Annotated in this window: 8 protein-coding genes and 2 pseudogenes; 7 read left to right on the top strand and 3 right to left on the bottom strand. The window is 61.9% G+C overall.

Features of this window, described 5'->3' with window-relative positions:
- Positions 1 to 71: 71 nt before the first annotated feature.
- The 3 genes and pseudogenes from VIG90_RS10675 to VIG90_RS10665 form a co-directional block, all read right to left on the bottom strand.
- Positions 72 to 560, bottom strand: coding sequence for a VOC family protein (locus VIG90_RS10675; protein WP_331593497.1), 489 nt, complete (start codon positions 558 to 560; stop codon positions 72 to 74).
- A 47-nt stretch (positions 561 to 607) separates the two neighbouring features.
- Positions 608 to 1,339, bottom strand: a pseudogene (locus VIG90_RS10670) (VOC family protein); the annotation flags it as partial.
- 45 nt (positions 1,340 to 1,384) lie between these two features.
- Positions 1,385 to 1,753 (bottom strand): annotated as a pseudogene (locus VIG90_RS10665) (DUF1428 domain-containing protein); the annotation flags it as partial.
- Positions 1,754 to 2,060: 307 nt separating this feature from the next.
- Here VIG90_RS10665 and VIG90_RS10660 point away from each other — a divergent pair.
- The 7 genes from VIG90_RS10660 to VIG90_RS10630 all read left to right on the top strand — a co-directional run.
- Complete coding sequence (locus VIG90_RS10660) at positions 2,061 to 2,663, top strand: PIN domain-containing protein (protein WP_331593496.1); 603 nt, start codon at positions 2,061 to 2,063, stop codon at positions 2,661 to 2,663.
- A 168-nt stretch (positions 2,664 to 2,831) separates the two neighbouring features.
- Positions 2,832 to 3,992, top strand: a complete 1,161-nt coding sequence (locus VIG90_RS10655) for a DUF1214 domain-containing protein (RefSeq protein WP_331593495.1) — start codon at positions 2,832 to 2,834, stop codon at positions 3,990 to 3,992.
- A gap of 79 nt (positions 3,993 to 4,071) precedes the next feature.
- Positions 4,072 to 4,650: a nuclear transport factor 2 family protein gene (locus tag VIG90_RS10650; protein WP_331593494.1), complete on the top strand. Its 579-nt coding sequence runs from the start codon at positions 4,072 to 4,074 to the stop codon at positions 4,648 to 4,650.
- A gap of 405 nt (positions 4,651 to 5,055) precedes the next feature.
- Positions 5,056 to 7,380 (top strand): TonB-dependent receptor, encoded by a 2,325-nt coding sequence (locus VIG90_RS10645; protein WP_331593493.1) that lies wholly within the window; start codon positions 5,056 to 5,058, stop codon positions 7,378 to 7,380.
- Between the two features lie 51 nt (positions 7,381 to 7,431).
- Entirely contained in the window at positions 7,432 to 8,649 is a 1,218-nt protein-coding gene (locus VIG90_RS10640) for an MFS transporter (protein ID WP_331593492.1), read from the top strand.
- Between the two features lie 147 nt (positions 8,650 to 8,796).
- Positions 8,797 to 9,987, top strand: a complete 1,191-nt coding sequence (locus VIG90_RS10635; RefSeq protein WP_331593491.1) for an amidohydrolase family protein — start codon at positions 8,797 to 8,799, stop codon at positions 9,985 to 9,987.
- Positions 9,988 to 10,024: 37 nt separating this feature from the next.
- Positions 10,025 to 10,775 (top strand): LysR family transcriptional regulator (locus VIG90_RS10630; protein WP_331593490.1); only part of this gene is annotated, 751 nt, incomplete at its 3' end.

Genomic DNA, 10,775 nt, shown 5'->3' with positions numbered 1-10,775 from the left:
CTTGAAAGACCCTTTTTCCGTTGTCTCAAGCGCCCCGGGCCCGGGGCTATGTGCGACGGGTGTCAGCCAGACTAGCTGGCGGCTGGCTCGCGTGCGGCGGCCTCCAGCGCGTTGATATCGATACGGTGCATCTGGAGCATGGCGAGCGAGACCCGCCGTGCCGCATTCCTGTCTGGTGATGCGAGCAACTCCGGCAACCGGCGGGGTATGATCTGCCAGCTGACGCCCCAGCGGTCCTTCAGCCATCCGCAACTGCCTTGTGCGCCGCCGTCGGCAGTCAAGGCATCGGACAAGCGGTCGGTCTCGGCCTGATCTTCAGTTTCGATCTGAAAGCTGACGGCCTCGGTAAAGGGAAATTGCGGGCCGCCGTTCAGGCCGACGAACCTCATCCCTGCCAGCGTGAACTCGACCATCAGGGTGCTGCCTTCCAGGTTCGAAGGATTGTCAGAGGGCGCCTGCACGACCCGCTCGACACGGCTGTCCGGCAGCAAGGTAACATAGAAGCGTGCGGCTTCCTCGGCGGTGCCATCGTACCAGAGGCAGGGTGTGATCTTGGCCATGTCCGTTCTCCTCTCAGGCCTCTTTGGCTGTTCTGTGGTGTCGAGCCTCAGGCCCGGCCACCCACCAGCCCAAACAGCGCGCCCTGGGGATCAAGACAGTTCATGGCGAAATCTCCGCCGGGAATCTCGTCAGGGCCGGTGAGGATCTTGCCGCCGCCGGCCTCCACGGCACCCCTTGCGGTATCGATGTTCTCGACGCGGAAATATTGGGTCCAATGCGGCTTGTCGGACTGGGTGGCAGGCATCATGGCCCCGATGACCGAGCCATGGCGGATGAACTGGTACTTGCCCATCGGGCCCATATCCATCTCGCCATCATGCTTCCAGCCGAACAGATCGCCATAAAAGGCCCAGGCGGCGGACTGATCCGGCGTCGATAACTCGTTCCAGGCGCAGTGGCCAAGGCGCGGGTGGTCATCGGCAAAGGCCATGCTCTTGCCCTCGCCATTGGGCTTCATCACATAGAACGGAGCCCCTTGCGGGTCAGCGACCATTGCTATCCGCCCGACACCGGGAATATCCGTGGCAGGCATCAGCACACGGCCGCCCCGCTTCTCCAGATCGGCCGCGCTGTCGTCCACATCCTCGACGGCGATGTAGCCCAGCCAGGTGGGGCGGGCGCCGTGCTCGGCCATTTCCGGCGAAATGCCCATGAGACCGCCGACACTGTGCGGCCCGGCATTCAGGATGCGGTAATCCATGTTGGCCTGTCCGCTGTCGGCGAAGCTCCAGCCCAGCACCTTGCCATAGAAGGACTGCGCCGCGTCGGCATCGCTGGTCAGCAGTTCGTACCAGATGTAATCGCCCGGCTTGTTGGTCTTGGGCTTCTCTAGCGTGACGACTGGGCTGAACCCGCCGAAGATCATGCGGGCGCCATCAAACGGCATCGGGTTTTTCTCCGGGTTCATCCGGTCATCGGTCTTCATCCGCTCACTCATTTGGGCAAAGGCGGCATCGCGGGTTGGCTTATCCGGCCATTCGATCCAGGAAAACACGACCGTTTCATCATCCGTCGCCTGCACGGCGCGGCGAAAGTCGGTCTGCTTGCCCGTGGGCACGTCATCGCCCCAGCATTCGAGCACGCGAAGCGCACCCATTTCTAAAAAGACGCTGTCTCCAAGCTTTGCATGGTCAATGAACGCCTGTTTGTTGGCCGTCGGCACCGCAATCACGAAACCGTCAACGTAGGTCATGCCTTTTCCCCAAAAATCGCCTGTGGGTGGTGAACGAGGCGCCGCGCGCCCAAGATACGCAGACAAGAGTCGCTCGGTCCGCGAGGGGACCCTTCCGACTCATTTGCCATCAGCATGGCGTGAAAATTAGATAATGCAACCAAGAAGTCACTAAAAATAACCTATTAACGAGGCGGTGCGTTTGTGCATGGAGGGAGTGTGCCGAACATGCCGGTTCGCGTTCATGGCCCGTCGAATTCCAAAGGCGGGTGAGCTAAGGCGGTCAGGCACTTGAGAGGGGCACTGCGATGGTTCGGAGGCAAGGAAGGTGAAAGGCGCCGAAGAGGGCGAGGACCGCTCTATGCCGCTGGCATTTATGGATGCCTGCTGTCTTGTCAGCCTGCTGAAGCGCGAGTTGTGCCTGGCCTTTGCCGAAGCGGGTTTGTGCCGCCTCTTCTGGTCCTCCAAGGTGCTGGACGAGGCCGAGTGGGCACTCTCGCGCATGCTCGTTGTGCGGGACGGGGCGGAACGGGCGGAAGCGGACGCACACGCTGCCAGTGTGCGCTGCAGTCTCGAGGGCGCCTGGCCTGCCGCTCTTGTGCCGGACCCTTCCGCTTTCCTTGATCGGTGTCCGCTGCTGCGCGATGCCAATGATCGCCATGTGGTGGCCGGAGCGCTGGCGGCTGGTGCTTCGCTCATCGTGACGGAAAACCTACGGGACTTTCCACGCCGAAAGCTTGCAGCCCTTGGCCTTGGCGCGATGAATGCGCAAGGGTTTCTGGCGTCCTGCTTCGACCGCAGGCCGGAAGCGGCAGCCCGGGCCGTCGGCCTCGTCCGGGAGCGGCTGGAGGGTGGCAGGGTGTTGCTCAAGCCCTTTCCGGTTGCGCTCGCACAGGCAGGGCTCGGGGCCTTGGCCCTGCGAATTGGGTAGGTTTTGCCCTTGGGCTGCAAAGTCGCGCCAGTTTCCCCTTTGCCCTTAGAGGCGCATACCTTAGCTTTTTGCCGTCACCAAAGTTGCGTCGGCAGATTGCGCTTCCTGCGCGTGGGGCCTTGGCCATGGAAGACGTCAGGGAAGCCTTGATTGGCGAGGCGAGGCGTCATGGACGGCTCTTGCCTCATTCAGGAGCATGTGGCGATGACCTACCGGGATAATCTGGCGATAGGCGCAGGTGCGTCCGGATCAGCAAAGGACGAGGCTGACCTGGCCCACCTCTGGCAGAAGTTCTGCTCGGATCTGGCACAAGCCAGCGCGGTGCTGACCCGCGCGCAGACACCGCGCACCGCTCTGGATCAGGCCGAAGGCGTCCGTTATCTCTCACGCCTGACCCGCGTTGCGCTTGAAATGGCGATGGAATCCTCGGATCCGGATTTTCCGCGCCTGTTTCAGTTGTCCAATGAAATCGTCAAGATCGGCGGCGACAACCCGGACAATATTTATCATAACGCCGTGATTTCCGGTCAGCGCCGCTACCGTATCACCGGCCATCGAGGCACGGTTCCTTACTTAAGCTTCGGCACCAAGGCGAACAGGTTCATGACCGACGGCTCGATGGTGTCAACCGGCGAACTTGAAGCCAGTCAGATGGTCTTCAATCCGGACGGATCGTTTGAAATTCTGGCGAGCCAGGAGCGGAGCGAGGCGACGAACTGGCTGGCGCTGGAGGCAGACACTTCCCTGCTGCTTGTCCGCCAGACCTTTCTGGACAAGACGGCGGAAACGCCTGCCACACTGTCCATCCGGGCGATCGACGGACCGGACGTTCCCGCGCCCCTGACCCCGGAAAAGGTTGCCTCGGCCTTGCAGACGATCAGCGGGTTCGTCACGGTGACGGCAAGGACATTTGCCGAATGGACCGAAATGTTCATGGCGCGGCCCAACGAACTTTTGCCGTGGGACCAGTCCATTTTCCAGAAAACCGGCGGTGATCCCAATATCTTTTACCTGCATGGCTATTGGGCGCTCAAACCGGATCAGGCCTGGGTCATCCGCACCCGGGTTCCGGACTGCAGGTTCTGGAACTTCCAGCTGGACAACTGGTGGATGGAGTCGATGGATTACATCAATCGCTCCAACGTCTGGACCAATCCGAAGAAAGCAAGACTGGACGCCGATGGCATGCTGACACTGGTGGTGTCCAGCCGTGATCCGGGCTTTGGCAACTGGTTCGATGTGGCGGGGCATGGCTCCGGGACCGCGCTCCTGCGCTGGATTGGTGCGGACGAGCATCCGCTGCCGGCGAGCGAAGTGATTACTCTTTGACACAGGTTTGGCAGACGATGGCGCCCGTCGAAGTCACTGGTTAGCCCGGTTGTGGAAGGTTGCTGTAATGGATCTTGCTTTGGATAAGACTCTGTCCCCGACGCTTGCGCCAGGGCCGATGACCGTTGAGGAGATGCTCGATCGGGCAGCCCTCCAGCGCCTTGCCTGGACCTACTGCCACGCCATCGACCGGCGGGATTACGCCCTGCTGCGGACCCTCTATCATGAGGATGCTGTTGATGATCACAGCCCCATGTACTGCGGCCCGGCCGCCGGTTTCATCGACTGGCTGCCGTCCATGATGGAGCATTGGGATGCAACCGCGCATATCCTTGGCAACATGCTGTTCCTGATCGAGGGCGACCGTGCCGAGGGCGAGCTGACGTCCATGGCCTATCACCGCACGCGAGACGGCGCGCGGGAATTCATCGCCCATGGCCGCTACATCGACCAGTACGAAAAGCGGGAGGGTGTCTGGAAATTCCTGCGCCGCTCGCTCGTGCTGGACTGGTTGGAGGAGCGCAGCATCGCCTCGAATGCGGAATTCTCGCTGGACGGCATCGCCGTTGGCCGGGCAGGGGCGGATGATCCTTGCTACGAGCGCCTGCCCATGCTGAAGCGCGACAGGCTTGCGCGCGCTTCCAAAACTGACGCGTAAGGCCAGCCCCCAGCTTTTCTGACCGTCACTGGTCCTTGCAGGCACAATCGGCACGGTGCAGCGGGGAGCGGCGATGTGCGGCCATGCCTGCTGGTGGGGCGAACCTTCAGAGCTGCATATACATCGCAGCTGAATGGCGACCAGCCATTCAAGCCACAAGATTAGGTTGCATAGGGAAACAGTATGGTCGTCCGCACGTGCTTGTGGCAGCGCAACGGCTCCGCAAGGATAGAGGGGCCACGGAGCCCGCAGCAGGAACACTCTTGCTGTTACAAAGAGGCAGCAACGTTCAAAAAAAACGTTAGCATACTGCGTGAAGACGCAGCGTGGCAGCAACGAAGGGGCTGAAATGCGGACCTAGAGAAGTTCGTTGCTGCGCCCCTTCCAGCCGTGTGGGGAGGGAATATGAAACGTCGTACCAGTCTGACCTTGTTGTTGAGTAGTGTTGCTTGGTCCTCTGCCGTTGCGCCAGTATGGGCGCAGGACAGTCAACAATCGAGTGGGCAGACCGTCTATACGCAGGATATCGTCGTCACGGCGCAGCGCCGCGAGGAGCGGTTGATCGATGTGCCTGTTTCTGTATCCGCGCTGTCCAGCGCGGCAATCGAGCGGGCGGGCATCACCAACGTCAACAACATTGAAACCCAAGTCCCGAATATCCAGATCAACCAGACCGTGGGCAACAGTTTCGGGCCGCTGATCACCATTCGCGGCATCGCGCCGTCCGGCGACACCAGTCTGGGCCGGGATCAGCCGGTCGGCCTTTACATCAACGGCGTGCCCATCGCGAAGTCCACCGGCGCGGCCTTCGACATGGTGGATCTGGAGCGGATCGAGGTGCTGCGCGGGCCGCAGGGAACGCTTTACGGCAAGAACACGATCGGCGGCGCCATCAACCTTGTCACCCGTGCGCCGACGGGCGAGTTCGGTGGCAAGCTCATTCTCGGCGCCGGCAACGGTGATCTGTTCACCCAGAGATTTGTGGTCGATCTGCCTGCCATCGGTGATCCGGATGGCGCTCTGGGCACGCTGAAGGCGAAGGCGGCCTATTCCGGCCGCCAGTTCGACGGCTTTTACGAAAACACGCTCGACCGCCACAACTTCGGCCGTCAGCGCCTGAACGCCGGCCGGGTGGATGTGCTCTGGGAACCGTTCACCGACCTGTCGATCAGCTACGCGTACGACATCAGCGACAGCAAGGGGACGGGCGCCATGCTGACCCCGAGCGCGCCGGGCTCCATCGGTACAGGCCTGATCGGGCCCTACATCAATCCCAACCGTCCGGACAATGGCGCGGCGGATGCGAGCCTTCGCAGCGACTTCCGGGTGTTCGGCCATGCGATCACGGCCGAGTACGACGCAGGATCGACCGCCATCGGTGAGCTGACCTTGAAGTCGATTACCGCATGGCGAGATCTGAAGACGCGCAGCGACAGCGATTTCGATGGCACTCCGCTCGATCTTTTCCGCTTCACGCTCAATAACAACTACAAGCAGTTCAGTCAGGAACTGCAGGTCATCGGAAGCAGTGAGCGGCTGAATTACACTGTCGGCGGCTTCTACATGCGCGACAAGTATGACGTGTATAACCCGCGCTGGAACTTCCAGTTCGGCGGCAACAACTACGACCTTAGCGAGCGTGGTGCGAACAACTATTCCATTGCCGGGTATGGTCAGTTCACCTGGACGCCGCCAGTGATGGAAGACCGCCTCGATCTGACGGTCGGCCTGCGTTACACTCGTGAAACCCGCGACGTATGGGAGCGCCTGATCTCCTATAATAACTACCGCGCCAATCCGGCGGCTCCGGGCTCCGGCGTTTTTGTGCGCGATCCGGTGACGGGCGCGCCCATAACCCGCAGCGGCGGACCGGCGCTCGGCGCGCTGCCCAATGGCGCGATCGGGCCTGATGACCTGATACCCTTGGAGAACAAGAAAACCTGGTCCAAGTTCACGCCGGAGTTCAACATCCGCTACGAAATCCAGCCAGACTGGAACGTCTATGGCCGTGTTGCAACCGGCTTCAAGAGCGGCGGTTTCAACGACACCGCCTCGACCAATGCCGCCTTCAACACGCCCTATGACCCCGAAGAACTCCTGGCGTTCGAGCTGGGCACCAAGGGGGCCTTCTTCGATCGTCGCCTCAGCGTGAATGCCGCCGTTTATCACAACGTGTACAAGGAGTTTCAGGCAGGCGTATTTGTGCCGGCGCTCATCACCACCAACATCATCAACGCGGGCAAGGCTGAGTTCACCGGCTTCGAAATCGAGGGCAACCTGCGGCTTCTGGATACGCTCTCGGTCAACTTCGGTTACGGCTACCTCGATGCGCGTTACAAGGACTTCGTGCTGCCCTCCGGAGAGGACGTGACGGACACCTATAAGGTGCCGCTCGCGCCCAAGCACAACTTCCTGATCGGTGCCGAACATCGCATTGATCTCGGCGGGCCGGAAATCATTACCAGCCTCAACTACAGCTGGCGTGGCGAGCAGTGGGGCACAATCACACCGGACGAACTTGCCAAGCGCAAGGCCTATGGCGTGCTGGACGGCCGCATCTCGCTGGCCAATCTTGAAGTGGGTCGCAACGCGCAGCTGGAGTTGTCCCTGTGGGGCCGCAACCTGACGGATGAGAAATACTGGGTCAGCGGCATCAACCTGACGACCTTCACAGTGCGTCAGTGGGCCGATCCGCGAAGCTTCGGCTTCGAGGCCAAGCTCGACTTCTGATCCTGAGAAACACGCGGCGGAGGCCGAAACATGCCGGGAAAAGGCGCTGTCTTGTCCCCTCTGGCCTTCGCCGCCCTTTTTGCGACCACGCTCGCAACGGCGATCGGGAACACCGGGCTCATCTCGGTCATGCCCGCCGTCGGGCGCGAGATGGGCATTTCGGACTTTCTGGTGGCGGGCATCTTCTCGCTGTCCGCCCTGATGTGGGCCTTCAGCTCGCCCTACTGGGCAAGACGCTCCGACCGGGAGGGGCGCAAGCCCTACATCCTGCTCGGGCTTTTCGGCTTCATCTTTTCCATGGTGGGTTGCGGCCTCGTCGTGCTGGCGGGCGCGGCGGGCATGGCCGGGCCGACGGCGTTGTTCGTGGCCTTCCTGGTCGTGCGTGCCAGCTATGGCGTGTTCGGCTCCGCCTCGGCAACGGCCGCGCAAGCCTATATCGCGGAGCATTCCGATGGTGCCGCCCGCGTGCGGGCCGTTGCCGGTCTTGCCGGGGCGCTCAGCCTTGGCACGGTGCTCGGCCCGGCCGTTGCGCCCTTTCTCATACTGCCGCCTGCGGGTCTGTCCGCGCCCATGTTTCTGTTCGGCCTGGGCGGCGTTGCCATCCTGCTGCTCGTTGCCGCCTTTCTGCCGCGGGACAGTGCGGGCAGTCTCACAGATACCGCACAGTCCCGGTCGCAGGCTGACACCAGTTCCATCTGGCGCGATGCCGGCGTGCGGCCGTTCCTGATCTATGGCTTCGTGATGAGTTCTGCGCAGGCAGCCAACACCTATACGCTCGGCTTTCTTGTAATCGATCGGCTTGGCCTTGAGCCGACGGCTGCCCAAGGGGCAATCGGTGCGGCGATGGTTGCGTGCGCGCTTGCCGCTCTGGTTGCGCAATGGGGGCTGATCGCCCCGCTCGGGCTCATGCCCCGCACCATGCTGCGCTGGGGCGGAGGGCTGGCGGTTCTGGGCAACGCGCTGGTGGTATTGCTGCCCGGCTACACCCCGCTGGTCATCGGTTACGCGACAGCCAGCCTTGGCTACGGCCTGGCGCGTCCGGGCTTCACCGCTGGCGCGTCGCTGGCGGCCAGATCCACGCGGCAGGGAGCAGTGGCAGGGGCCGTCTCATCGATTGCCGGGGCGTCCATCGTCGTGCCGCCGGTCATTGCCGTGGCGCTGTATCAACTGGACCGCGCAGCGCCCTTCGTTCTGCTCATCGTGCTGCTGACCGGCCTGTGCGCCTATGCGGGCATCAGCCCGGCATTAGCGCAAATTCGTGAAAGGTAAGCCCGTCATCGTTTCCTGTGAGCGATAGTTTGTCCGCGCTGGTTGCCTTGTTGGAGGCGGAAGCGGCGCGGTATTCTGCAAGAGAAATCATCAGAGCCGCTCAGCCCCGAGCTGGCCGCCATGACAAAGAATTTGTGGGAGAGAGTTATGGATCGCTACCTCGTCATTTCCTCTGATGGTCACGCTGGGCTTCCGCCTGAGCGCTACCGGGAATATCTGGAGAGCAAATACCATGCGGAATTTGACCTGCGCATCGCCATGGAAATCAAGGCGCGCGAGGAGCATGAGAAGCGCTTCCTCATCGATGACTTCAACACCAAGTGGCGCGCGCGCGTAGGTGACGGCCTTGAGGGCGCATGGGATCCGGTGATCCGTAACCGCGTGCTCGATGCGGACGGCGTTGCGGCCGAGGTGCTGTTTCCGGACGGGATCACCGAGCGCAATGCCCCGCCGTTCGGCGCGGACGTTGGCCTGAAGCCTTATGGCATCGATCCGGAGCTGCAATGGGCCGGCGCCCGGGCGCACAACCGCTGGCTGGCGGATTTCTGCCGTGAAGATCCGCTGCGCCGCATTGGCCTTGCGGTGATCCCGGCCCTTTATGACATGGAGCAAAATCTCAAGGAGATCCGCTGGGCGCACAGCGCGGGTCTGAAAGGCGTGTTCCTGCCTGCCATCATGGACGGCTACGACATGTACAATCACCGGAAGTATTATCCCATGTGGGAGCTGCTTCAGGAGTTGAACATGCCGGTGCATTTCCATTCCGGCGGCGCGCCGTCATACGATACCACCCAGCAGGGCTGGATCGGCACCTACCTGTGCGAGTTCGCCTTCTGGCTGACCCGCCCGATGTGGAACATGATCTTCGGCGGCGTCTTCGAGCTCTACCCGCGCCTGAAAGTGGTATTCACGGAGGCGGGCGGCGAGTTCTGGTTCCCCTGGATGATCGAACTGATGGATATCCGCGGCTCGGTCAAGCATACCAGCGGCAAGCTGGGCGACTTCAATAACAACCTGACGATGAAGCCGAGCGAATATTTTGCCCGGAACATCTGGGTTGGCTGTTCGGCGCTGCCAGACGAGGAGACAACCGACGCCTACTACAAGATCGGGATCGACCGGATCATGTGGGGCACCGATTATCCGCACCCGGAAGGCACCTGGCCGTCTACGCTCGAGAAGATGAGCCTGAGCCTGGGCGGCCTGCCCGAGGCGGACATCCAGAAGATGCTCGCCGGCAATGCCCTTGAAGTCTACGATCTGGACAAGGAAGCGCTGTGGGCGCTTGCGGCCAAAATCGGTCCGCTGAAGCAGAACCTTGCACAGCGGGCGGCCTAAGAAAGGGCCCCAACCGGGGCCGCAGGACGTGCCGGGCTTGTCGAACAAGTCCGGCAGGTTCGGCTTTTCATCGACGCTTCCTCCCTCTAGCATTGTCAGCGACGCGGCACGCGAGATGGCCGAGATGACGATGCGAGGGGGAGCGTTCGTGACATGGCGCGGTATTGAGGAGTTTCTTGCCGTGGTTGAGACCGGCAGTTTCACGGCTGCTGCGGAGTTTCTCGGCGTATCCAAGTCCTATGTCAGCAAGATGGTCAGCGAGCTTGAGGCCCGCGTCGGCGCTCAGCTGCTGCTTCGCACCACGCGCCGCCTGTCGCTGACCGCGGCCGGGGACATCTTCCACCGCTGCTGTCTCGACATGCGCTCGTCGCTGACCAACGTGGAGCGGCAGATCTCGCAGTTTCAGGAGCGGCCAGTGGGTCGCCTGCGTATCGGTCTCAGCAGCGTATTCGGTATCACGTACATGTCGGCCATCGTTGCCGATTTCGGGGCCCGCCACCCGGAAATTTCGCTGGAAGTGGTGGCATACCTGCGCGAGGCGGAGCTGGTGCAGGAGCAGTTCGACGTCGTTATTCGTTACGGAAGGCTTACGGACTCGAGTTTGAAGGCGCGCCTGTTCGGCTACCTTTCCTACTGCCTGTGCGCGTCGCCGGACTACGTCAAGCGTCACGGCTGGCCCGAAGACCCGACCGATCTTGCAAACCATGCCTGCCTGTCCGACCTCAAGGGTAATTTCTATTTCAACGGCGCAGATGGTGCGGTTGAGCGGGTGAAGGTGTCAGGCTACT

The organism is Pedomonas sp., assembly GCF_036515995.1.
GTDB lineage: Bacteria > Pseudomonadota > Alphaproteobacteria > Sphingomonadales > Sphingomonadaceae > Pedomonas.
This window is presented reverse-complemented; position numbering and strand designations above follow the sequence as displayed.

Excerpts from the sequence above, each read along its gene's own strand:
- VIG90_RS10655 (WP_331593495.1), top strand. The coding sequence starts at position 2,832 with ATGGACGGCTCTTGCCTCATTCAGGAGCATGTGGCGATGACCTACCGG.
- VIG90_RS10645 (WP_331593493.1), top strand. The coding sequence starts at position 5,056 with ATGAAACGTCGTACCAGTCTGACCTTGTTGTTGAGTAGTGTTGCTTGG.
- VIG90_RS10635 (WP_331593491.1), top strand. The coding sequence starts at position 8,797 with ATGGATCGCTACCTCGTCATTTCCTCTGATGGTCACGCTGGGCTTCCG.
- VIG90_RS10675 (WP_331593497.1), bottom strand. The coding sequence starts at position 560 with ATGGCCAAGATCACACCCTGCCTCTGGTACGATGGCACCGCCGAGGAA.